11 protein-coding genes and 1 pseudogene are annotated in these 23,731 nt (G+C 66.9%); 6 read left to right on the forward strand and 6 right to left on the reverse strand.

The genetic code is table 11. From position 1 onward, the window contains the following. Positions 1–145 precede the first annotated feature (145 nt). Both AC1RUS_RS16770 and AC1RUS_RS16775 read right to left on the reverse strand, forming a co-directional pair. The gene (locus AC1RUS_RS16770; protein ID WP_492917731.1) at positions 146–676 is read right to left on the reverse strand and encodes a hypothetical protein; all 531 of its coding nucleotides are present in this window, start codon (positions 674–676) and stop codon (positions 146–148) included. A 73-nt stretch (positions 677–749) separates the two neighbouring features. Then, entirely contained in the window at positions 750–1,475 is a 726-nt protein-coding gene (locus tag AC1RUS_RS16775) for a 2OG-Fe(II) oxygenase family protein (protein WP_492917732.1), read from the reverse strand. 593 nt (positions 1,476–2,068) lie between these two features. On the opposite strand from AC1RUS_RS16775, the gene AC1RUS_RS16780 reads away from it, so the two are divergent. Both AC1RUS_RS16780 and AC1RUS_RS16785 read left to right on the forward strand, forming a co-directional pair. Continuing rightward, positions 2,069–4,996 (forward strand): TonB-dependent receptor plug domain-containing protein, encoded by a 2,928-nt coding sequence (locus tag AC1RUS_RS16780; protein WP_492917733.1) that lies wholly within the window; start codon positions 2,069–2,071, stop codon positions 4,994–4,996. A gap of 211 nt (positions 4,997–5,207) precedes the next feature. Continuing rightward, positions 5,208–7,967 (forward strand): annotated as a pseudogene (locus AC1RUS_RS16785) (M14 family metallopeptidase); the annotation flags it as partial. Between the two features lie 23 nt (positions 7,968–7,990). Here AC1RUS_RS16785 and AC1RUS_RS16790 read toward each other — a convergent pair. Next, entirely contained in the window at positions 7,991–9,436 is a 1,446-nt protein-coding gene (locus AC1RUS_RS16790; protein WP_492917734.1) for an FAD/NAD(P)-binding protein, read from the reverse strand. A gap of 175 nt (positions 9,437–9,611) precedes the next feature. Between AC1RUS_RS16790 and AC1RUS_RS16795 the strand changes: the two genes are divergently transcribed. Continuing rightward, on the forward strand, positions 9,612–10,337 hold the full coding sequence (locus AC1RUS_RS16795; protein ID WP_492917735.1) for a response regulator: 726 nt from the start codon (positions 9,612–9,614) through the stop codon (positions 10,335–10,337). Next, entirely contained in the window at positions 10,334–12,502 is a 2,169-nt protein-coding gene (locus tag AC1RUS_RS16800; RefSeq protein ID WP_492917736.1) for an ATP-binding protein, read from the forward strand. The genes AC1RUS_RS16795 and AC1RUS_RS16800 overlap by 4 nt, the downstream gene beginning before the upstream one ends. Positions 12,503–12,685: 183 nt before the next feature. Here AC1RUS_RS16800 and AC1RUS_RS16805 read toward each other — a convergent pair whose 3' ends face one another. The 3 genes from AC1RUS_RS16805 to AC1RUS_RS16815 all read right to left on the reverse strand — a co-directional run bounded on the left by AC1RUS_RS16805 (position 12,686) and on the right by AC1RUS_RS16815 (position 19,059). Then, complete coding sequence (locus AC1RUS_RS16805; protein ID WP_492917737.1) at positions 12,686–14,251, reverse strand: tryptophan halogenase family protein; 1,566 nt, start codon at positions 14,249–14,251, stop codon at positions 12,686–12,688. Between the two features lie 37 nt (positions 14,252–14,288). Continuing rightward, positions 14,289–15,806, reverse strand: a complete 1,518-nt coding sequence (locus tag AC1RUS_RS16810; RefSeq protein ID WP_492917738.1) for a tryptophan halogenase family protein — start codon at positions 15,804–15,806, stop codon at positions 14,289–14,291. Positions 15,807–15,978: 172 nt separating this feature from the next. Continuing rightward, positions 15,979–19,059 carry a TonB-dependent receptor gene (locus AC1RUS_RS16815; RefSeq protein ID WP_492917739.1) on the reverse strand — a complete coding sequence of 1,027 codons (3,081 nt, stop codon included), beginning with the start codon at positions 19,057–19,059 and terminating at the stop codon, positions 15,979–15,981. A 660-nt stretch (positions 19,060–19,719) separates the two neighbouring features. On the opposite strand from AC1RUS_RS16815, the gene AC1RUS_RS16820 reads away from it, so the two are divergent. Together AC1RUS_RS16820 and AC1RUS_RS16825 are read left to right on the forward strand one after the other, a co-directional pair. Beyond that, on the forward strand, positions 19,720–20,763 hold the full coding sequence (locus AC1RUS_RS16820; protein WP_492917740.1) for a LacI family DNA-binding transcriptional regulator: 1,044 nt from the start codon (positions 19,720–19,722) through the stop codon (positions 20,761–20,763). Between the two features lie 57 nt (positions 20,764–20,820). Continuing rightward, the gene (locus AC1RUS_RS16825) at positions 20,821–23,079 is read left to right on the forward strand and encodes a beta-glucosidase family protein (RefSeq protein WP_492917741.1); all 2,259 of its coding nucleotides are present in this window, start codon (positions 20,821–20,823) and stop codon (positions 23,077–23,079) included. Positions 23,080–23,731: the final 652 nt, after the last annotated feature.

Genomic DNA, 23,731 nt, shown 5'->3' on the forward strand with positions numbered 1-23,731 from the left:
CCCCAAAGACTGACTGGCCGATCGCGCGAGCAAACCCCGCGCTCCTCGGCGGAACGGACCCTGTCACCGGCGCCCGGTCAGCGCCAAGGGGTCCGGCGATTTTAGGCGGCGCGCCGGAGCGATCGCCGCCTAACCGGGCACGCCCCTACTGCTGCGTGTCGGCCCGGCGGGCCCGCACGGCCCTCTGGCCGTCGATGTTCATGAAATAGCTGCCCATCGAGGCCTTGCGGACCTCGACCTTGCTGCCCTTGCGCGGACTCTTGCCCAGCATCTGGTCGTCGACCTGCTTCCACACCGCGCCGTCGGCCAGCACCACCGTCCAGCGGCCGTCGGGACCTTGGCGGGCGCTGACGGCTTCGCCGAGCACGCGGTCGACCTCGGTCTTTTCCTCGCTGCGGTCCAGGATCGACAGAGCCGACAGGTCCAGGCCGAAGGCCTGCCGGCGCGCGGCGCGGGCTTCCTGGCGGTCGACGATGATCACCTCGCCGGTCTTCTCGGCGGTGTTCACCACCCCGACGGCCTTGTCATAACAAGCCAGCCGCTCGGCATCGACGGTGATGGACCGACAGTCGAAGAGGGCCTTCAGCGAGGCCGGCGTGGCGGACTTGTCGGCGGCGCTCGCGGCGGCCGGCGCCGCCAGAGCCGCGACGGCCAGACAGTTAATCCAGATTTTCATGCGACCCCGCGACGCGATTTGAACTCGCGCATAGAAGGCGGGGTCGGCGTCAGCGGCAAGGGGCCTCGTGCGCTCAGGCCGGGTCGCGCACCAGCCAGCCGGTCAGGGACAGCCGCTTGACCGCAGCGTACGAGGCGACCTGCGCCACCGAGTGAGCGCGCGGCACCTTGAACAGGGTCAGCAGGTTGAAGCCCGGCGTGAAGCCGCGCTCGACCTGCCCCTCGGCGTCATGGAACAGCAGCTGGCCGCCCCAGTCGGGCCGCCAGTCGCGGGTGAAGCCCAGGGTGAAGGCGGCCAGGCGATCGTCGCGCTTGTGGCTGTCGTCGTGCAGGGTCAGGAAATCGCCGGGCCGGTAGTTCGACGCCTGGACGCGCACGCCGTCGACACGCTCGCCGCCGATCACCGCCGCCCCGAAATCCAGGAACGCCCGGCTCTGCAGGAATTCCGTCGCCCGGTGGATCGGCGGCTTGGGATCGCGGCCGTACTCATCCTGCAGCGCGTAGGAGAGGTGGATGAACGAGAAGCCCTTGGAAGCGCGCTTGAGCGCGCCCTGCAAGAACTGGCGGACCTGGGCCTCGCCGAACTTCTGGATGGCCTGGGGCGTGATCACCAGGGTCTCGGACGTCTCGTCGGGCGCCACGACGTTCCAGGTCAGGCCGTTCAGGGCCACCGCCACCGATTCCGCGTCGGTCGGTTCGAGGAAGACCGGGATCTGCACGACCCCGTCCCGCTGAAAAATCGCGGCGAACGGCGCGGGATCCAAATTTGGATTGAGGCGCAGGCCCATCGAGTCCGTCATCTATTGGAGGAGGGCGTTTTCGCGCCTTGGTGGTCAGTCCGCCATCGAGCGCGAGTGGTACAGATCGTCGTTCGGCCGTTCAATACCGAGGGCGGAAAGCGTCCAAACAGCCGGCCACAAAGTTAATATCGCAGGCGACCGCACTCGGTCGGGCTCCCGACCCAAGTTTTCGGCAACGCCTTACTCGGATAACGCAGTAATCCGAAATCGTCGCGTCTCTTCGCGGAGGTAGCGCGCCTCGCAATCCAGTCAATTGAGCCAAGAACGGCCCAAATGACGGGAAAGCAGGCAAAGATCTTTTTCAACGCCCACCGTTTCATCATTGAAACACTATGGTCCATGGGCGGAATGTTGATCCCCAAAAATCTCTTTCAATGAGCAAAAAATCGCCTGCGCGCGCCCAAAGTGGGCCGACATGCGTCTCTTTTGCTACAGTATGTACAAATTGTAATCGGAACATCGCGGGAATTATTGACCCGCGGTCATCAACCGTCACTTTTCAGCAATTGGCCCGCGTCGAGTACGGCGCGGGTGGGGGCGTCTCGCGTTCGGCTCGACCCGAAGGCGACGCAAAGAATGAAGTTGGAGGTTTAATGTTTAACGCCATGTCCACCCGGAAGCGCCTGCTGGCGACGTCCGTGCTGTGCGGCGCGCTGCTGCCCGCGGCCGGCGCTTTCGCCCAAACAGCTCCTGCCGCCGAGTCGGCTCAGGTTGAAGAAATCGTCGTCACCGGTTCGCGCATCGCGCGTCCCGACCTGGTTTCGTCCAGCCCCGTCGCCTCCGTCGGCGAAAAGGAACTGCAGCAATCGGGCGTCGTGAACACCGAAAACCTGCTCAACACCCTGCCCCAAGCCGTCCCCGGCATCACCTCGACGGTGAACAACGGCAGCAACGGCACCGCCACGGTCAACCTGCGCGGCCTCGGCTCGAACCGCACCCTGGTGCTGGTCGACGGCAAGCGTCAGACCCCGACCACCCAAGCCGGCAGCGTCGACCTGAACCTGATCCCGCCCGCCCTGATCAAGCGCATCGAAGTGCTGTCGGGCGGCGGTTCGGCCGTTTACGGTTCGGACGCCATCTCGGGCGTCGTCAACTTCATCATGAAGACCGACTTCGAGGGCCTGGAGTTCTCGGCCGGCTATCAAGCCACCGACGACGGCGAAGCCCCGATCTACTCGTCCAGCCTGACCATGGGCGCCAACTTCGCCGATCGTAAGGGCAACGTCGTCCTGAGCCTCGGCTACAACAAGCGCGAAGCCCTGACGCAAGGCGAGCGCGGCGGCATGCTGAGCACGGCCTGGGGCGACAACGCCACCAAGACCGGCTTCGTGCCCAGCGGCTCGGGCTCGAACGAGCAAGGCCGCGTGAACCCGTTCGTGGCCGGCCGCTTCGCGACCCTGCCGGGCGTGGCCAACAACGCCGCCAACTCGGCGCTGTTCCTGCCGGACGGCAACGTCCGCCTCTATAACGACGCGACCGACACCTACAACTTCGCGCCGGTCAACTACCTGCAGACCCCGCAAGAGCGCTTCTCGGTCACCACCCTCGGCAACTACGAAATCAAGCCGGGCCTGACCGCCTACGCTAAGGGCAACTTCGTCAGCAGCCGCATCGTCACCCAGCTGGCCCCGACCCCGATCGGCACGCGGACGTTCCGCTTCACGCTGGACAACAACCCGTTCCTGACCGCGGCCGCCAAGCAAGCCCTCAACACCCTGGGCTCGTCGACCGCCTACACCATCCCGGCCAGCAGCAGCTGGACCGCCGGCACCTTCACCGACGTCGACACCGACGGCGACGGCCTCTACGACACCGTCACCGGCTCGTTCAACCGCCGCCTGACGGAAGTCGGTCCGCGTATCTCGAAGTTCAACTTCACCGGCTTCCAGATGCAACTGGGCCTGAAGGGCGACATCGAGGCCATCAACGGCGGCTTCGACATCTACTACCAATACGGCAACACCCACGGCAGCAACTCGCTGCTGGGCGACACCAGCCTGGCCCGCATCCAGCAAGCCCTGCTGCTGAACAGCACCGGCACGGCCTGCGCCGACACCTCGAACGGCTGCGTTCCCATCAACCTGTTCGGCCAAGGCAACATCTCGGCCGCCGCCGCCAACTTCATCAAGACCCGCATCAACTCGGCTCAGGACTACGAGCAGGAGTACGGCGGCTTCAACATCAACGGTGACACGAGCAACTTCTTCTCGCTGCCCGCCGGCCCGATCGGCTTCTCGGTCGGCGGCGAATACCGCGCCGAGAACTTTGCCTTCGAGCCCAGCCAGGATCTGGCCGTCGGCAACCTGACCGGCTTCAACGCCAGCCCGCCCGTCTCCGGCCGCTTCGACGTCTACGAAGCCTACGGCGAACTGGGCGTTCCGCTGCTGAAGGACCTGCCGCTGGTCAAGTCTCTGGACCTGGAACTGGCTGGTCGTTCGTCGGACTACACCGGCCAACCCAAGCCCGTTTACACCTACAAGGTCGCCGGCACCTGGAAGATCTATGACGATCTGCTGCTGCGCGCGTCGTACAACAAGGCCATCCGCGCTCCGTCGGTCGGCGAACTGTACGCTCCGCAAAGCAACGGCTTCCCGACCGCGACCGACAACTGCTCGGCTCGCGCCAACCCGAACGCCGCCACCCGCCAAGCCTGTATCAACTCGGGCGTCGCGGCCAGCCTGGTCGGCGTGATCAACGCCAACCAGCAGACCCAGACCCTGTCGGGCGGCAACCCGAACCTGCGTCCGGAAGAAGGCAAGACCTATACCGCCGGCTTCGCCTATACGCCGTCGTTCCTGCCTTCGTTCTCGATCACCGGTGACTACTTCAACATCGAGATTTCGGACGCCATCGCCTCGTTCGGCGGTTCGGCTTCGAACGTCATGAACGTCTGCTACGGCTCGGTCGTGAACGGCAACCCGAACTCGCCGTACTGCCAAGCGATCATCCGCCTGGCCAACGGCTCGATCGACTACGTCTCGCTGACCAACCAGAACGTCGCCACGATCAAGACCGAAGGCTTCGACATCGGCGTCGCCTACCGCGTGGCGCTCGAGGACATGGGTCTGCCGGATTGGGGTACGGTGCAGCTGCGCTCGCTGTACACCAACACCTGGGAATCCACGACGATCCCGGACGACATCTCGTCTCCGATCAAGTGCGCCGACAAGTTCGGCACGCGTTGCGGCAACCCGACCCCGCGTCACAAGATCCACACCGCGGCCAACTGGAAGCTGAACCAGTTCGGCATCAACGTGGTCTGGAACCACCTGGATGACGTGAAGGACGACAACCCCACGACCCTCTACACCGTCGAGCGTATCGGCGCGAAGAACTACTGGGACCTGTCGGGCGACTGGGACGTGAGCGACAACGTCGCCTTCACCGCCGGCGTCAAGAACCTGACCCAGGAAGCCTATCCGATCCTGGGCGGCAACGCCTCGCCGTCGAACAGCGGCTATCCGGCCACGTACGACGTCCTGGGCCGCGTGTTCTTCATCAACGCACGCCTGCGCTACTAAGAGACAGCCCCTCCAGGCCTTTCGAGGTCTGGAGGGGTCATCGCTGGAGAACGATGAGATCAAGCCCGTCCCGGTCCGCCGGGGCGGGCTTTTTCGCGCCCTGGCGCCGACCGGAGGAAAATTTCACCTGATTGATTGCACGGACGGCGGATTCGCGATCTGGCTGCGTCTTACATCTAGAGCCGGCGTGGGATCGGCCACTGTACTGTTGGGGCGCCTTTCGATGACGAAGCACAAAGCAATGGCCGGCGCGGCCGTGGCCCTGGTTCTGGCCTTCAGCGGCGCGCACGCCGCCGAGATCACCCCGCCCGACAAGGCCTTCGCCCAACCGGTCGGCAGCGACTACTTCCTGGCCGACTACACCGCCTACGAGGCCTATCTGAAGACCCTGGCCGGCCAGTCGGACCGCATGAAGCTGGTCGACATCGGCAAGACCGAGGAAGGCCGCACGATGTGGACGGCGATCGTCTCGTCGCCCGCCAACCTGGCCAAGCTGGACCACTACAAGGACATCGCCAGGAAACTGGCCAAGGCCGAGGGCGTAAGCAAGGACGAGGCGACCAAGCTGGCCGCCGAGGGCAAGGCCGTGGTCTGGATCGACGCCGGCCTGCACGCCAGCGAGACCATCACTTCGCAGGGCCAGATCCAGGTGCTCTACCGGATGCTGACCCAGAACGATCCGGAGACCCTGCGCCTGCTGGACGACGTGATCATCCTGTTCGGCCAGGACAATCCGGACGGCATGGAGATGATCTCCGACTGGTACATGCGCAACCAGGACCCGAAGAAGCGCGAGTTCAACTCGCTTCCGCGCCTGTACCACAAGTATATCGGCCACGATAACAACCGCGACAGCTTCATGTCGGCCATGGCCGAGACGACCAACGTCAACAAGATGCTTTTCCGCGAGTGGTATCCGCAGATCGTCTACAACCAGCACCAGACCGGCCCCAACGGCATGGTGGTGTTCGTGCCGCCGTTCCGCGACCCGTTCAATTTCAACTACGACCCGCTGGTCATGACCGAGCTGCAGGAAGTCGGCATGGCCATGCACAGCCGCCTGGTGGCCGAGGACAAGAAGGGTTCGGGCGCGCGCAGCGCCGCCCCCTACTCCACCTGGCACAACGGCATGGAGCGGTCGGTCGCCTATTTCCACAACTCGATCGGCCTCTTGACCGAGATCATCGGCGGCCCGACCCCGACCACGGTCAATCTGGTGCCGGAACTGCAACTGCCGGGCAACGATCGCCCCGCGCCGATCGCGCCGCGTGAGTGGCATCTGCAGGACTCGCTGGACTACCAGTGGACCATGAACATGGCGGTGCTGGACTACGCCGCCCGCAACCGCGAGCGCCTGCTCTTCAATATCTGGAAGATGGGCGACAACAGCATCAAGCGCGGCAACACCGACAGCTGGACGATCACCCCGACCCGCGTCGAGGAACTGGCCGCCGCCGGCAAGGACAAGCCGGGCCCGGGTCGCGACGCGGTCGACCCCACCCTGTTCAAGACCGTGCTGCAGACGCCCGAGGAACGCGATCCGCGCGGCTATATCATTCCGGCCGACCAGGCCGACATGCCGACCGTGACGGCGTTCCTCAACGCCCTGATCAAGACCGGTGTCGACGTGGACAAGGCGACCAAGTCCTTCACCGTCGGCGGCAAGACCTATCCGGCCGGCTCCTATGTGGTGAAGGCCGCCCAGGCCTATCGCCCGCACATCATGGACATGTTCGAGCCGCAGGATCACCCGCACGATCTCGAATATCCGGGTGGTCCGCCCAAGGCGCCCTATGACGTCACCGGCTACACCCTGGCCTATCAGATGGGCATCAAGTTCGACCGCGTGCTCGAAGGCTTCGACGCCCCGACAACCCGCGTCCCGGACCTGATCACCACCGCGCCGGGCGCGATCAAGGGCTCAGGCAAGGCCGGCTGGCTGATCAGCCACGAGACCAACGCCAGCTTCACCCTGACCAACCGCCTGCTGAAGGCCGGCGCCCAGGTGCAGTGGCTGAAGGACGGCGCCAAGGCCGGCAAGACCAGCTTCGGCGCCGGCGCGATCTGGGTCCCAGCCTCGCCCGCCGCCGCGACGGTGATCGCCCAGGGCGTCAATGACCTGGGGATCGACGCCTATGCCGTCGGCGCTAAACCCTCTGGCTCCGCCCTGCCGCTGAAGCCGATCCGCGTCGGCCTGGTCGACGTCTATGGCGGCTCGATGCCGTCGGGCTGGAACCGCTGGATGTTCGAGAAGTTCGAGGCGCCCTTCACAGTCGTCTATCCGCAACGTCTCGACGCCGGCGACCTGAACAAGGACTTCGACGTCCTGGTGTTCGCCGACGGCGTGGTGCCGGCGCCGGCCGACGGTCCGTTCAAGGCCGGCCGCGGCTTCCCGCAGCCCAAGCCCGACGAGATCCCGGCCGAATACCGCGCCTGGCTGGGCCGCGTGACCGACGATAAGACGATCCCTCAGATCGCCGCCTTCGCCAAGGCCGGCGGCACGGTGGTCGCGATCGGCGCCTCCACCCGCCTGGCCACCGCCTTGGGCGCGCCGGTCGAGGTGGCCACCGCCAAGGTCGAGAACGGCCAGCTGAAGGCCCTGTCGAACCGCGAGCTCTACATCCCCGGCTCGGTGCTGCGGGCCAAGGTCGATCCGCGCCAGCCCCTGGCCTATGGCGCGGCGAGCGATGTCGACGTCTTCTTCGACCGCAGCCCGACCTTCACCCTGAAGTCGGACGCAACGGGCATCTCGCGCGTCGCCTGGTTCGACGCCGACAAGCCGCTGCGCAGCGGTTGGGCCGTGGGTCAGGAGCGACTGAAGGGCTCGACGGCGATCCTCGACGTCGACGTGGGCAAGGGCAAGGTGTTCGCCTTCGGCCCCGAGATCACCCAGCGCGCCCAGTCGTACGGGACCTTCAAGTTCCTGTTCAACGGCCTGCTCTACGGCCCGGCCATCGCGGCGACGCGGTAGTCTTCTTCTCCAGGGGTGGCGGGCTAGATGCCCGCCCCCAGATCCAGGAACGCTGCTCCCGTCAGGCCCCGAGCCGGACGCGGGGCGGCGGTCTCGACCTCGGCGAAGCGCGCGACCAGCCGGTCGATCTGCACGACGATCTCGGGCGTGGCGGTGATCTCCCACCACGCCGGCCGGGTCACCGGCCCCAAGCCAAACAGCCACGACGACGTCTGGCCATCCGCCTGGATCAGGGCGCAGTCCTGGGTTTCGAGACCCAGCCCCAGGGCGTCCGGCTGGGCCAGGCCCTTGGCCTTCAGCTCCTCGATCAACGGCAGCGCCAGGCGCTTCAGGTCGCTGGCCGGTCCGGTGCAGTTGATCACCCGCGCGGCCTTGAACATCCGACGACCGCCGCCGCGCAGGGCCAGGGTCGCGGTGACCCCCTCGCCGTCCAGCGCGTAGCCTGCGAGGCGCGCGCCCTGGATCTCCAGCTGTCCGGAGCCGGTCAGCCTGCCCAGAGCCTGAGCGATGCGTGGCGCCGTGCGGTGGCGATGGATGTCCCAGCGGGCCCGCAGGTGGCGCAGGAATTGACCGCGCTGGCGTTGAGTCCAATGGCTCCAGATCACGGCGACCGCCGGCCGCGCGGCGTCGAACACCCGCTGCCACGGCACGCCCTGAGCCCTGGCGGCGGCGACCTCGGCGCGAACCCTCCGGCTCAGCGCCACGGGCGAGGCGCCCAGCATGTCGCTCAGGAACGGCGACCACGCGCCGCCGGCCTGATGGCTCAGCGGAACCAGGCCACGGCGCGAAACCGCCAGCATCGGCCCCACATGGCCCTCATCGGCCAGGCGCAGAGCGACGTCGACCATGGTCAGCCCTGTGCCGACCAGCAGCACCGGCGCCTCCGGGTCCAGCTCGGCGAAGGCGTCCGGCGCCCATGGGTCGGGCGTGAACAGGGCTGTGTCGTAGAACCAGCCGTCCGGGCCGCCCGGCGGCTGAGGCGGCAGGTTGCCGATCGCCACCACCACGGCGGCGGCCAAAATCGTGCGGCCGTCCTCCAGCCGCACCCCGCGCTTGACGCCGGTCATCACCGAGGACGCCCGCCCGCGCACCGCGACGAAGCCGGGCCCGTCGGACACCGTCCGCGCCTCGTCCAGCCGCTCCTGCAGATAGGCCCCGAACACCGCGCGCGGCAGGAACGCGGCCGACAGGTCGCCGCCGCTCTCGACCAGCGCCTCGGCGGTCAGCTCGGGCCGCGCCGCCAGCCAGTCGATGAACGACGGCGTCAGCCCCAGCTCCATGCGGCTGGCCGGCACGTTGAGCAAATGACGCGGCGTGCAGGCGCCATAGGCCAGGCCCCGTCCCAGACGTCGCCCCGACTCGACCACCACCACCCGCAGGTCCGGCCTGGCGCGACTCAGCTTGAGCCCGAAGAGCGAGCCGCTGAGTCCTCCGCCGATGACGACGATCGTCGAGTCTGGGTCGTTCACTGGGCCTCGCAGGGACAAGAACCGGTCAGAACTCGCCAACCGCGACCACAAGTCGCGGGTTGGAAATTCGCCAGCAATATTAGCGCCATCTTCGGAACACCGTCGTCGCCGAAATCCATTCTTACGTCTCGACTTCGTGACGTGACCATGGCGGCCATGTCATAACTTCCAGGCGATGAGACACGACGTTCAGAGTTCCCAAACCGCCGTCGTCCTTCTGGTCGAGGACGACAAGGATCTTCGACGCGAAATGGCTGGCTACCTTGAGTCTCAAGGCTATGTCGTGCGCCAGGCGGCTAATGCTGTCGAGGCGCGAGAGCACATGGAGGCTCAGCCCGTCGACGTCGCCGTCTTGGACGTCAATCTGCCCGGCGAGGATGGTCTTTCCCTGTGCCGCCGCCTGGCCGGCGACGGCGGCCCCGCCATCCTGATGCTCAGCGCTCTGGGCGATCCCGTCGACCGCATCCTGGGCCTGGAACTCGGCGCCGACGACTATGTGGTCAAGCCGATCCCGCCGCGTGAATTGCTGGCCCGGGTTAAGGCTCTGCTGCGCCGCCGCGATTCCGCCGCGCGGGGGGCCAAGCGCTCGGCCTACGCCTTCGCCGGCTTCCGCCTGGATCTCGCCGCCCGCCAGCTGACCGCGCCCAACGGGATGCTGCTGTTGCTGACCCGGGGCGAGCTGTCGATCCTGTCGGCCCTGCTTGAGAACGCCCAGTCGGTGGTGCCGCGCGAGGACCTGTTGCGCATCATCAAGGGCGAGGAGCCCGAGGTGGTCGGGCGTGGCGTCGACCTGCACATCAGCCGGCTGCGCCGCAAGATCGAGGCCCAGACCGACCAGGAAATCATCAAGACCTACCGGGGCGTCGGCTACGTCCTGGACGCCAAGGTGGTGGTGCAATGAGGCTGTCCCTTCCCCGCCTGCGCTGGAGCCCGCCGATCGCGGTGCAGATCGTCGCTTTGCTGCTGGGCGGGATCGTGGTGGCGCAGGTCGTGACCCTGGTCCTGACCCTGCTGATGCCGCCCGCGCCGCCCCCGCAGCACAGCCTGGCCGACATCGCCGCCGGTCTGCGCGGCGCGCCCGTGCAGACCGAGGGCGCCAAGCCGCTGCTGCGCGCCGCCGACGACCAGCCGCCCAGCCTGCAGAGTCCCGGCTGGTTCGTGCCCGAGAGCGCCCACGCCGACCTGGCGCGGATGATGAACGTCGACCCGGACGAGGTGCGGCTGCTGTTCTACGCCCCCCTGCCCTTCGCCGGACCGCCGACCCGGCAGCTGACCACCTCGGCCGACCGGCCCGATCCGCCGGCCTTCGAGATCGGCGTACTGAACGCCCTACGCTCGACCATCGCCTCCAAGGCTTCGGCCCAGGCTCCGCCGATGGCGCCGACCGCGCCGATGCCCGGCGGCGGCTTTCCGGCGCGGCCCGCTGGCGTCGGCGGCTACAGCGCCTCGTCGTCCTCCAGCTCCAGCGCTGGGTTCCCCAATAGCGCAGGCGGGGTGATCGTTTCGCCGTCGGGCGCGCGCCAGGGCGGCATGGTCATCACCCGTCCGGCCGGCGGCGCGAGCGACCGCCCGCCCGTCTGGGCCTCACGCTTCCCGTCTGCGTCCGGCCAGACGCAAGGCAGCAGCCAGCGGCCGGCCTTGATCTCTGGCGTGGGCGACACGGGCCTGGTCTCGCGCCCATCGATCACCATGCCCCTGCCCGGCCTCAACCGACCCGCCGGCTCCATGTCGGCCGCGCCCGGCGGCGACGCCATGACCGGTGGCGGCCGGATGCTGGGTCCGATCGGCCCCATGCGCTCGCCCAATGGCGGCCTGATCGGCGGGAGCGACGCCCTGAACCACCGCTACACCTTCCGGGTCAGCGAGGTGATCAGCCCCACCTCGACCGGCGCCCAGCCGCCGCAGATCGAGCGCCCCGTGACCCGCGAGGTCCGCACCGACACCATCGCCGCCCCCGCGCCGATCAGCGCCAAGACGACGGTTCCGCACGAGCCGATCTCGCGCGCGTCGGTCGTCGCCGCCGCGTCCGCCGCCAAGGCCGCCATCCCCAAGGCCGATCCTGGCCGTCCGATCGCCAAGCCCACCTCGCGCGGCCTCTTCGGTCTGGCGCCCGCCCCCTATATCGAGGGCGACTTCATCGCCGCCTATCGCGTCGCGCCCGATCGCTGGGTGACCTTGCGCACCCAGCCGGAGGCCTTCCCCAACAGCTGGCAGAAGCGGCTGATCCTGTGGTTCGCCATCTCGTTCGCCATCGTCGCACCGCTGGGCTGGATCTTCGCCCGCCGCCTGGCCGCGCCGCTGGGCGACTTCGCTCGCGCCGCCGAGCGCCTGGGTCGCGAACCCACCGCCGAGGTGGTGGCCCTGGAAGGTCCGGCCGAGGTGGGCCAGGCCGCCCGCGCCTTCAACCAGATGCAGGCCCGCCTTCGCCGCTATGTCGAGGACCGCACCGGCATGATCGGCGCGATCAGCCACGACCTGCGCACGCCCCTGGCTCGCCTGCGTTTCCGCATCGAGCGCGCCTCGCCGACCCTGCGCAAGGAGATGGCCCGCGACCTCGACCAGATGGAGGCGATGATCACCTCGGTGCTGACCTTCATGCGCGACAACGCCGAGCCGGGCGAACGCCGCCGCGTCGACCTGCGTTCGATCGTCGAATGCGCCGTGGACGACGCCGAGGTGGTGGGCGCGGCCGTCAGCCTGGAGCCCGGCGGTCCGGCCGAGGTCGAGGTCGACGTGCTCAGCGTCCAGCGCGTGTTCGCCAACCTGATCGACAACGCCATCAAGTACGGTGACCAGGCCCAGGTGCGCCTGTTCCCCGAGCGCAACGAGATCGTCGCCGAGATCACCGACAGGGGTCCAGGCCTGGCCGACACCGACCTGGATCGCGTGTTCCTGCCCTTCTACCGCAGCGCCGAGGCCCGCAACTCCACCCGCCAGGGCGTGGGCCTGGGCCTGTCCACCTCGCGCTCAACGATCCGGGCGCATGGCGGCGACATCCGCCTGCGCCGAGCCGAGCACGGCCTGGTGGCCGAGGTGCGGTTGCCGATGGCGCGGGTGGCGTCGTAGGAACCCTCACCTAACGCACATCAACTTGTCATCCCGGCCGCAGCGAAGCGGAGAGCCGGGACCTAGGGCCACCGCAGTGCGCCGCCCCCTGGGTCCCGGACAGCCTCTGCGAGGCTTCCGGGATGACAAGAATTATGTCGCTAACACCACTGGGAAGTCCCGCAGGTCCAACGGGCTTGCCTTCTAAACCAGCGCTTCCTTCGTCGTCCGCTTGAACTGGGCCGGACGCTCGAAGGGGCCGGCCGGGCAGTGCTGGGCCAGGAAGTCGCCGTGGCTGGGCAGGCTCGCCACCTGGGCTTTCAGAATCGGCGCGGACTGGTCCAAAGTCTGCGAGATCACCGGATAGGGCACGGTGTCGACGAGTTGCTGGTAGCGCTTGGGACGCACGCCCATGCCCTCGGCGACGGACTGCCAGCTGGGCGCGCGGAACATATCGTCGACGCCATCGCGTAAGGTCCCGTGAGCCTCGAACAGCTCGACCCGTTCGCGGAGGCTCTCGGGCGGAATGACCTTCTGGTAGTCGCGCCAGAACGCCGTGTCGTCACGCTGGGTCTTGTAATAGTGCAGCACGATGAAGTCGCGGATCTCCTCGTAGTCCGCGGCCATGCGACGATTGTATTCGGCCGCCAGGGCGGTGTCGAAATCCTTGTCCGGGAAGAACCGCAACAGGAAGTCCATGCCGCGATAGATCAGGTGCAGGGCGGTGGATTCCAGCGGCTCGATGAAACCGCCGGCCAGGCCGATGGCCACGCAGTTCTTATTGAACAGCTGCTTGCGCATGCCGGTGCGGAACGGGATCACCCACGGATCGACCAGCACCTCGCCCTCGACCTGGCTCAGCAGGGTGGCGGTGGCCTCGTCGTCGCTGACGTACTTGCTGCAGAACACGTAGCCGTTGCCGGCCCGGTGCTGCAGCGGGATGCGCCAGCGCCAACCGTAGTCCTGGGCCTGGGCCAGGGTGTAGGGATGAGGGTCCTTGACGTTCAGGGTCTGGGTGGCGACGGCGCGGTCGTTCAGCAGCACGTCGGACCAGTCCAGGAACTCGGTGCCCAGGGTCTTGCCGTTCAGGATCGAGCGGAAGCCCGAGCAGTCGATGAAGAGCTCGCCCTCGACCTGTCGGCCGTCCTTCAGGATCACCTTCTCGATGAAGCCGTCCGGGCGCGTGGCCACGTCGGTGACGATGCCCTCGATGCGTTTGACGCCGCGCTCCTCGGCGAAGTTTCGGAGATAGGCCGCCACCATCTTGGCGTCGATGTGCAGCGCGTAGCTGGCCCCGGCCATCAGGGTCTTCTGGGCCTTGAACGGCGGAATGAACTTCCACTGGTCCGCCATCACGCTGGCCGGGGCGAAGTCCTGCAAGCCGGATGGATGGCCATTGGCCTTGGCGCGCAGCCAGCACTGGTAGAACTCGTGCCGGCCGATCGGTCCGCCGATCTGGCCGAAGGGGTGGTAATAGACCTCGTCCTTCTTGCGCCAGTTCTCGAAGCGGATGGCCAGCTTGAAGCTGGCTTGGGTCTTCTGGATGAACTCCTGCTCGTCGATGCCCAGGCTGTGGATCAGCTGCAGGAACGGCGGGATAGTCGACTCGCCCACGCCGATGGTGCCGATCTCCTCGGACTCGATCAGCTCCACCTCGACGCCGGTCTTGTGGAAGTAGTGGCTGGCCATGGCCGCGCAGATCCAGCCCGCGCTGCCGCCGCCGACGATCACGACCTTGCGGATGCCGTTCTGATTGGTGCCCGTCGTCATTCTAATCCCGGCCTCCCCGGCCTTCTTCTCGTTACTGTTATTGCGCCGCCATCGGGGCGGGCTTGGCGTATTCGTCGAGGAAGGCGCCGTGGGTGGGAGCCGCGTCGACCGCCGCCTTCACCGCCTTGCGCATCTCGGCCAAACCCCGTTGCAGCGAGGCGACGTCCAGGCCGTCGAGGCTGGGATCCCAGGTCTTGGGCAGGATGTCGAAGCCCGTATAGATCGCCAGCCAGCTGGCCGGCTGGAACATCTCCCAGCGATAGCGGATGAAGTGCCCGCGCTCGCGAAAAAGCTCGATCTTGTGCCGCAGCGTGTCGGGGACGACCACGTCCTGGCAGGCCTTCCAGAACGGCGTGTCGCCCCTCTGGTTGGCGTTATAGTGCAGGATGATGAAGTCGCGCACTCGCTCCATCTCCAGCCGCGACATGTCGTTGAACTCGTCCCGCACCGCCGGATTGAACGAGCGGTCCGGGAACAGCTGCTTCAGCTTCTCGATGCCGGTCTCGATCAGGGCGATGCTGGTGCTCTCCAGCGGTTCCAGGAAGCCCGAGGCCAGGCCCAGGGCGACGCAGTTCTTGTTCCAGGCCTTCAAGCGGCGGCCCGGCATGAAGCGGATTTGGCGGGGCTCGTGCAGCAACGGATCGGGCACGGCGGCCTTCAACTCGGCCAGAGCGTCCTCGTCGCTGATGTAGTGCGAGGAATAGACATAGCCGTTGCCGTAGCGGTGCTGCAGCGGGATCCGCCAGCGCCACCCAGAGGTCTGGGCGGTGACGTCGGTATAGGGCGGCGGCTCGCCCTCCCCTTCGCTCTGCACCGCATAGGCGCGGTCGCATAGCAGCCACTGGCCCCAGTCCTCGTAGCCGGTCTGCAGCGCTTCCTCGATCAGCAGCCCCCGGAAGCCCGAGCAGTCGATGAAGAGCTCGCCCTCGACCGTGGAGCCGTTGTCGAGATCGACCGACGCGATGAAGCCGTCCTCGGGACGCAGATTGACCCTGGTGATGCGGGCGTCGATGCGGGTGACGCCGGCAGCCTCGGCCACTTGGCGCATCAGCTTGGCGAACAGACTAGCGTCGAAGTGCAGGGCCCAGTCGAACACCGACATGCTGGACGGCGGATTGCGCGACGGCAGCATGAACTTGCCGCCCTTGGCCAGGGACGCGCCCAGCGAGTATTCGCCGATCTCGGCGGTCTCGCCGAGGGCCTTAAGCCGCAGCCAGTAGTTATGGAAGGGCACGCCCTTCAGGTCCTGGCCGAACAGGCCGAAGGGGTGGATGAACGACGAGCCGGGCTTCATCCAGTCGTTGAAGCGGATGCCCAGCTTGCAGGTGGCCTGGGTGGCGCGCATCACGTCCAGGTCGGTCAGGCCGAGGTTCTGGTAGAAGCCGCGAATGGTGGGGATGGTCGCCTCGCCCACGCCGATCGTGCCGATCTCGGAGCTTTCGATCAGGGTGATCTTCAGGGGCGAGCCCTGGAAATGGCGCTGGAGACTGGCCGCGGCCATCCAGCCGGCCGTGCCGCCGCCCACGATGACGACGTTGCGAATACGCCCGTCCAATGCGGTGTCCTGCGCAGCTTGCTCCAACGTCGCCCTCCCAAAGCGCGTTCAGATCGTCCGGCCGATCTTGAGGCTAGCGCCTGGACGTCGGCTCGGACAGCGTTCGCCTCCCAAAAAGAAGCCGCCGTGACGGGGGGATGTCACGGCGGCCGCAGGAGGTGAGCCTAGATGCCTACCAGCGGGCGCGAACGCCGATGGTGTAGCGAGGTTCGAATTCGTTCTGGCGGATGTACTGGGTCTTACCCGCCGCGAACTTGGCGTAGTAATCCTCGATTTCGCCGGTCACGTTCGAACCGTTGGCATAGAGGGTGATGTTGTCGCGAACGTTGTAGCTGACGTTCACGTCCACATAGCCCGTGCTGTCTTGGTAGATCGGGATGTTGCTGCTCATCACTTCGGCCAGGCGGTCGGTGCGATAGTTGTAGGCGACGCGCGCCTGCAGCTTGTCGTCCTGGTACCAGCCGATCAGGTTGAACTGGTGCTTGGAGTTGTCCTGGAAGGTCAGCTTCTTGCCATCCAGACCCGTCCGCGACTCCTTGGAGGGCGAGTAGGTGTAGTTGGTGTCGACGCCGAAGTTCGAGAAGAAGCCCGCGTCCGTGAAGATGTCGCTGACCGCCAGCTTGGCGCCCAGTTCCAGACCCTTGACCTCGCCGCCGTCGCCCTGGACGGGCTGGGTGACGTTGACCGTGCGACGGATCACCCCGTCCTGGTCGGGGAAGCGGCCCGTGGTGGTGCCGCCGGTCACGAAGCTGTCGATCTTCAGCTTGAAGGCCGAGATGTTCAGCATCGAGGCGCGACCGAAATAGTACTCGATGGCGCCGTCGAAGTTCTGCGAGCGCCACGGATCCAGGTTGGGGTTGCCGTCGGCGTTGGCGCTGGTGACGCAACGCACGTTCGGCAGGGCCGCGCCGCAGTCGGCGGTGTTGATCTTCAGACCACCGCCATAGCTGCCCAGGTCGAGGGGCTGCATCGTCTTGGAGTAGGCGAAGCGGAACTTCAGGTGGTCGTCGAAGTCGTAGGAGACGTTCAGCGACGGCAGCCAGTCGGTGTACTTGCGCTTGGTGACATTGTCGCCGGCGTCGGCGTTGGTGTCGCCGTAGTTGCGGGTGTCGCCGGTCAGGTTCTGCTTCACCGTCAGCGTGGTCTCGATCACGCGTAGGCCGGCGTTACCCGACAGACCGCCGATCTCGAAGTTGGCGGCGCCGAACGCGCTCTGCTCGCGCAGGCTGACGTCGTAGGTCTGGCCGGGAACCTGGACGCGGATAGCGCCGCCGAACACCTTCTTGTGGAAGGCTTCGGCGTCGTCGAAGTCGCGCGGGTCGATGGCCCAGAAGCCCGGGATGCCGCTGGTGACGCCGCCCAGGTCGTCGACCCAGACCACGTGGTTGTAGGTGTCCAGGCGCGTCGGGGCGTTGACCGTGTAGCCCTGGAACACCTGCAGGCCGGTGACGGGATCGGGCACGAACTCGCCCGCCTGACACTGGTTCTGGTTCATGACGACGTCGATGGCCTTCCACTGGGCCTCGCAGCCGCCGGCCGGAACGGGCGTGCCGTTGGCCTGAACCGCGCCGGGGGTGCCGCCGTAGAAGCCCGAGAACAGGTGGAACTGCTCGACCTCGACCGAACGCTCGCTCTGGCGAACGCCGGCGTCGACCTTGGTGATGAAGCCCAGGAACTTGTCGTCGAACTTGTAGTGACCGTCGGCCCGGAACACGTTCATGTCCGAATTGACTTCGTTGTTGCCCTCCGACGAGAAGGCGCCGATGGCGTAGCTGCCGATGTTGGCCATGTAGTCCTTGAGGGACTTGCCGGCGCCCAGACCACCCGCCAGGGGGGTGTCGAAGCCCGACCACACCGGGTGATCGCCGCTGATGTTGTAGTGCAGTTGCGGGTTGGCGCCGTAGCCTTGCGGGTTCGGATCCAGGTAGCAGCCGCCGGCGCTGCCCACGACGGCGTTCGTGCGGCGCGAGGCCGGGAACTTGTCGCAGATGGCCTTGGGATAGAAGGTGCCGCGGGTGCGGTCGGCGGCGTCGCGGAACAGGTTGAAGCGGCCGTCGGCGTAACGCCAGTTGCTCAGATCGCCCTGGGCCTGGCCGTTCATGCTCAGACGATCGCCGTCCGCGCGGATGGCGCGGGCTTCGAAGGTGAACGGACCGTCGTTGTCGTAGTTCAGTTCGAGATTGTAGTTCTTGGTCTTGGACTTGGTCGTGCGGTTGACGGTGAAGGAGTTCACCCACCACGCGTTGATGTCGTACTCGTCGACCGCCAGCCAGTTGCCGATGCCCACAGGCGTCGACACGGTCGGTTTGTTCCAGGTGCCGAAGGCGCCGCCGTCCCAGCGGTTGGAGATGTTGATGCCGACGGCGCGGTTGTGCTCTTCCAGCTCCGCGTAGAAGCCTTCGGCGATCAGGGTGAAGCCTTCGCCCAGGTCGGCCTCGAAGGCGACGTTGACGCCCAGGCGGTCACGCTCGACCACGCGGTTGAAGCTCTCGTAGCCGTGCGGCGAGATATAGCTGGTGGCGAAACCGCCGCCCCAGTCGTTATTGCCCGAGAGGCCGACGGTGCCGGAGTAGTTGTTGCCGAGGTTGGACTTGCTCTTGGCGGCAGACACCATCAGGCCGACGCGGTCATTGCGCCAGTTGAGGACGCCGTTGACCAGGTAGTCGTCCTTCTTGGTCCGCTCGCCCCGCTGGGCTTCCGCGCCGCCGGCGAAGGTCAGGCCTTCGGGCAGCTGGAACGGCCGGCGGGTGCGCAGGTCGATGGTGCCCGAGATGCCCGACAGGGCGTTCTTGGGATCGGTCGACTTGTAGACCAGCACTTGGTTCATCAGCTGCGAGGGCACGTCCAGCAGGTCCGGCTGGGCGCTGCCCATGTTGCCGGCGCTGAGATACTGCTCGCCGTTCAGCAGGGTGATCACCTGCTTGAGGCCGCGAATGTTGACGGTCTTGCCTTCGCCCGCGTCGCGCTGGATCTGGATGCCTGAGATGCGCTGCAGGGAGTCGGCGATGGTGACGTCCGGCAGCTTGCCGATGTCTTCCGCCGAGATGGCGTCGACGATCGACGCTTCGCGGCGTTTGACGTCCACCGATTTGATCTGAGATCCGCGAACCCCGGTGACGACGACTTCTTCTACGGTGTCGGCCGCGGCGTCCTGCGCGAAGGCGCTGGTGGTCAGAGCCACCTGTGAGGCGCCGGCCAGCAAGGCCACCGCCAGGCCGCGCGTAAGCACGGTCTTCCTACGTTGATTGGTCAAATTCCTCGCTCCCCAACTAGACGTTTTTATTGATCTTTCGCCCCGTCCCTGGGCGCGCCATCTACGCGACGCGTTCCAAAACCGATTGGGCGCCGTAAAGCCCGGAAGACCGCTGTGTCCGCGATGTCCGTTTAGACGACGACCCCCAACGCCCGGGCTGACGATTCCGGCCCAACGCCGTTATCGGTTGGCGCCAACATCATCAAATGTCCCACTCAAGTCAACAAGAATGTCAACGTTGTCATTCTTGCCCCACAAGGCCTCACGTGCCTTGAGGTTGCGGGCCGAAAGATCCCTCACCCGCCCACAAGGCCGGCTCAAAAGCCGGAAAAACCGCTTCTATCGTGCATTTTTCCGAGTTTTCAGCACCAAGGCCCCGAAATCGCGCGCAGCGACATGGATTTCCGTAGATTTCAAAGGCCCGCAGAGCCCGCGTGTTCACCCCCGCAAATCTGACCCCAAACTCCTGGAAAAGGGTCGAATGTTACCGGTAAATGTCCACGAAATGTCTTGATAAATGACTTTATTTGACCCGTTTTTGTCCATGCACATGACAAGCCAGACATCGTGAGCTATGGCTTGCGTCACGCGTCGCCTTGCCCCCGCCACCTTCACCGTGGTGAATCCCAAGGGACGAACGCGGACGGGGTATGGGAACGGATGGCGACGATCCACGATGTGGCCGAGCGGGCGGATGTCTCGCCCAAGACGGTCTCTCGCGTGCTCAACGATCATGAGAGCGTCAGCGCCAAGACGCGCGACCGCGTGCGCGCGGCCATGCAGGATCTCGGCTACCAGCCCAGCGCCGTGGCCCGCAGCCTGCGGTCCCAGGCGTCGTCTTCGGTCGGCGTGCTGATGGGCGATCCCAGCGGCGGCTATCACACCAAGATCCACCACGCCCTGCTGCTGGCCTGCGTCGAGACCGGCCGCCACCTGACGGTCGACCTGTTCGACGGCCCCGTGGCCGGCTGGCAGGACCGCATCCGCGCCTTCGTCACCGACGGCGGCATCCGCGAGATGGTGCTGCTGCCCCCCGAATGCGACTTCGGCCCGCTGAAGGCCCTGATGCGCGAGCTGGAAGTGCGCTGCGTGCTGATGTCGCCGACCAGCCCGGACCCCTTCTTCCCGGCCATCGCCATGGACGATCGCGCCGCCGCCCGCGAGGTGGTCGAGCACCTGTTTTCCCTGGGCCACACCCGCATCGGCCACATCTCGGGCCACCCGGATCACGCCGCCAGCACCCATCGCCGCAACGGCTTCTTCGAGGCCTATGCCGCACGGGGTCTTCCGCGTCCGGCCCCGGAGCTGATCGCCGACGGCGAGTTCACCTTCAAGACCGGGGTCGAGGCCGCCAAGGCGCTGCTCGACATTGACGATCCGCCCACCGCGATCTTCGCCGCCAATGACGACATGGCCGCCGCCACCTGCATGGAGGCCCAGCGCCGAGGCCTGCGCATTCCGGACGACATCTCGGTGGTGGGCTTCGACGACGCCCCGATCGCCGCGGTGATCTGGCCGACCATGACCACCATCCGCCAGCCCTTCGAACAGATGGCTCTGCGGGCCCTGCAGACCTTCAGCGCCTGGAACGCCAACGACGCCGCCGGCAAGGCCGCCGCGCCGTTCCTGGCCCAGCACAGCCTGGTGGCGCGCGAGTCGACCGGTCCCGCCCGCGCGGGACCGCCGCCCAGACGAAAGACCTGATCCGCTTCGCCCCGAGCCGATAACGGCCGGTGGCTCACACAACGATACGGAGGAAACATGAACCGGCAGACATTGCAGGGCCTGGCCCTGGCGCTGATGATCGGCGCGTCCGCGACCGCGCTGAACGCCCAGGCGGCCCCCAAGGCCCCCGCCTCTAAAGCCAAGGCGGCCCAGCCCTGGCTGAACCCCAAGCTCGATCCCGACACCCGCGCCGACCTGGTGGTCAAGGCCATGACCCAGGACGAGAAGCTGACCCTGGTGTTCGGCTACTTCGGCGCCGACATGAAGCCCAAGTACGAGCGCATCGAAGGCTCCCTCCCCGGCTCGGCCGGTTACGTGAAGGGCATCCCGCGCCTGGGCATCCCGGCCCAGTGGGAGACCGACGCCGGCGTCGGCGTGGCCACCCAAGGCAGCGCCAAGCAGATGCGTGAGCGCACCGCCCTGCCCTCGGGCTTGGCCACCACCGCCACCTGGAACCCCGAGCTGGCCTTCAAGGGCGGCGCGATGATCGGTTCGGAGGCCCGCAACTCGGGCTTCAACGTCATGCTGGCCGGCGGCGTCAACCTGACCCGCGAGCCGCGCAACGGCCGTAACTTCGAGTATGGCGGCGAGGATCCGCTGCTGGCCGGCGCCATGGTCGGGGCCCAGATCAAGGGCATCCAGTCCAACCACATCGTCTCGACCATCAAGCACTATGCTCTGAACAACCAGGAGACCGGCCGCTTCGTCGTCAGCTCCAACATCGGCGACGCCGAGGCCCGCACCTCCGACCTGCTGGCCTTCCAGATCGCCATCGAGAAGTCCGACCCCCACTCGGTGATGTGCTCGTACAACCGGGTTAACAGCGTCTATGCCTGCGAGAACGACTGGCTCCTCAACACCGTCCTGAAGAAGGACTGGGGCTACAAGGGCTATGTGATGAGCGACTGGGGCGCGGTGCACTCCGGCTCCAAGGCGGTCAATGCGGGCCTGGACCAGCAGTCGGCCGGCCACGCCTTCGACAAGCAGGACTTCCTGGGCGACGTGCTGAAGGCCGATCTGGCCAGCGGCGCCGTCAGCGGCGCGCGTCTCGACGACATGGCCAAGCGCATCACCCGCGCCCTGTTCGCCAGCGGCGTGGTCGAGCGCCCGGTTAAGATCGCCCCGATCGACCTGGCCGCCAACGGCAAGGTCAGCCAGGCCGACGCCGAGGAGGCGATGGTGCTGCTGAAGAACGAGGGCGGTCTCCTGCCCTTGGCCAAGTCCGCCAAGACCATAGCGGTGATCGGCGCCCACGCCGACGTCGGCGTGCTGTCGGGCGGCGGCTCCTCGCAGGTCTACCCGGCCGGCGGCCGCGCGGTGCAGGGCCTGCTGCCCGCCACCTGGCCCGGCCCAGTGATCTACTATCCGTCCTCGCCGCTGAAGGCGCTGCAGAAGCGCTTCCCCGGCGCCAAGATCAGCTTTGTCGACGGGACCGACCCGGCCGCCGCCGCCAAGCTGGCCGCCGCCAGCGACATGGCCATCGTCTTCGCCGACCAGTGGACCACCGAGTCCGAGGACGTCTGGACCCTGAACCTGCCCAAGGACCAGGACGCCACCATCGCCGCCGTCGCCAAGGCCAACGCCAAGACGATCGTGGTCCTCGAGACCGGCGGCCCGGTGGCGATGCCGTGGCTGAGCGACGTCCGCGCCGTCTTGGCCGCCTGGTACCCCGGCACCAGCGGCGGCGAGGCCATCGCCCGCGTGCTGACCGGCGAGGTCGACGCCAGCGGCCGTCTGCCCGTCACCTTCCCGCAGAACGAGGGCCAGCTGCCGCGTCCCAAACTGGACGGCGACCCCAAGAAGCCCGACGAGAAGTTCGACGTCGACTACACGATCGAAGGCGCCGCCGTCGGCTACAAGTGGTACGACGCCAAGAAGCTGGAGCCGCTGTTCCCGTTCGGCCACGGCCTGTCCTACACCCGGTTCGAATATTCGGGCCTGAAGGCCGCCGAGACCAACGGCGTCCTGACCGTGAGCTTCTCGGTCAAGAACACCGGCGCCCGCGCCGGCAAGGACGTGCCGCAGGTCTATATCGCGCCCAAGTCCGGCGGCTGGGAGGCGCCCCAGCGGCTGGGCGGCTTCAAGAAGGTCTCGCTCGCCCCCGGCGCCAGCACGACCGTCTCGGTCACCGTCGATCCGCGCCTGCTGTCGACCTGGGACGGCAAGGCCCACGGCTGGTCGATCGCGGCCGGCGACTACGCCGTGTCAGTGGGCGCCTCGTCGCGCTCGCAATCCCTGACCCAGACGGTGTCGCTGCGAGCCAAGGCCCTGCCGGTCTCGCCGATCGCCAGGTAATCCGTTTACCGCGCACTGCGGCGTGGCTGGGGAAAACCCAGCCACGCCGTCTTTTTGCGTGCTCCGCCCCAGACACGAGGCCTCGGCTTCACGCGATGGATCGCTGAAGGGATGGGAAGGGTCGCGGAGCGCCCGGGCCTCGCCCGGATGTGAGTTTGCAGAAATACCGTTTCGACGAAGACGAACGCTCCGCGCGGCCTGCTTCCGGAAGCCCTCGAGACGCGGGGTCTTAACCCGCTCCCGACGGAGGCCTCCGGCGGGCGGAGGAGCGGCTAGCCCCGTCCGGACCGCACGGGCGATTTCAGCCCGTGCCTGCCGCGCCCGTCGAACCCTCGCCGCCTGGCTTTCGTCCCGATGTTTCAGGGAGCCCGTCCAGATCCGTCGCGAAGGCGGTCCGTGAAGACCCCCGACGAGCGCTTCCCGCTCGACCACCCATGACAGCCGCAACGGTCGCCGGCCGAGCGCCCTTCCCGTGCTGTCAGGTGGGATTGAGTATGGGGGCGGTTTGAACGCGGAGGATCGGTGCACGGCGTTTAATTTTAGAGCGTTGATTTGGTTTGAGTTTCAAATGGAAAGAACGGGGATTGGCGGAGCGCTTTCCCCGTGCGGCGTCGATGGGCGAGTGGCCGCTGGCGTCAAAGCCCACCGCGTC

It is taken from the genome of Caulobacter sp. GW821-FHT10F06 (genome assembly GCF_058809215.1).

Bases quoted from the DNA above. Each gene is read 5' to 3' on its own strand.
- AC1RUS_RS16775 (WP_492917732.1), bottom strand. From the start codon at position 1,475: ATGACGGACTCGATGGGCCTGCGCCTCAATCCAAATTTGGATCCCGCG.
- AC1RUS_RS16780 (WP_492917733.1), top strand. From the start codon at position 2,069: ATGTTTAACGCCATGTCCACCCGGAAGCGCCTGCTGGCGACGTCCGTG.
- AC1RUS_RS16800 (WP_492917736.1), top strand. From the start codon at position 10,334: ATGAGGCTGTCCCTTCCCCGCCTGCGCTGGAGCCCGCCGATCGCGGTG.
- AC1RUS_RS16805 (WP_492917737.1), bottom strand. From the start codon at position 14,251: ATGACGACGGGCACCAATCAGAACGGCATCCGCAAGGTCGTGATCGTC.
- AC1RUS_RS16820 (WP_492917740.1), top strand. From the start codon at position 19,720: ATGGCGACGATCCACGATGTGGCCGAGCGGGCGGATGTCTCGCCCAAG.
- AC1RUS_RS16795 (WP_492917735.1), top strand. From the start codon at position 9,612: ATGAGACACGACGTTCAGAGTTCCCAAACCGCCGTCGTCCTTCTGGTC.
- AC1RUS_RS16825 (WP_492917741.1), top strand. From the start codon at position 20,821: ATGAACCGGCAGACATTGCAGGGCCTGGCCCTGGCGCTGATGATCGGC.
- AC1RUS_RS16770 (WP_492917731.1), bottom strand. From the start codon at position 676: ATGAAAATCTGGATTAACTGTCTGGCCGTCGCGGCTCTGGCGGCGCCG.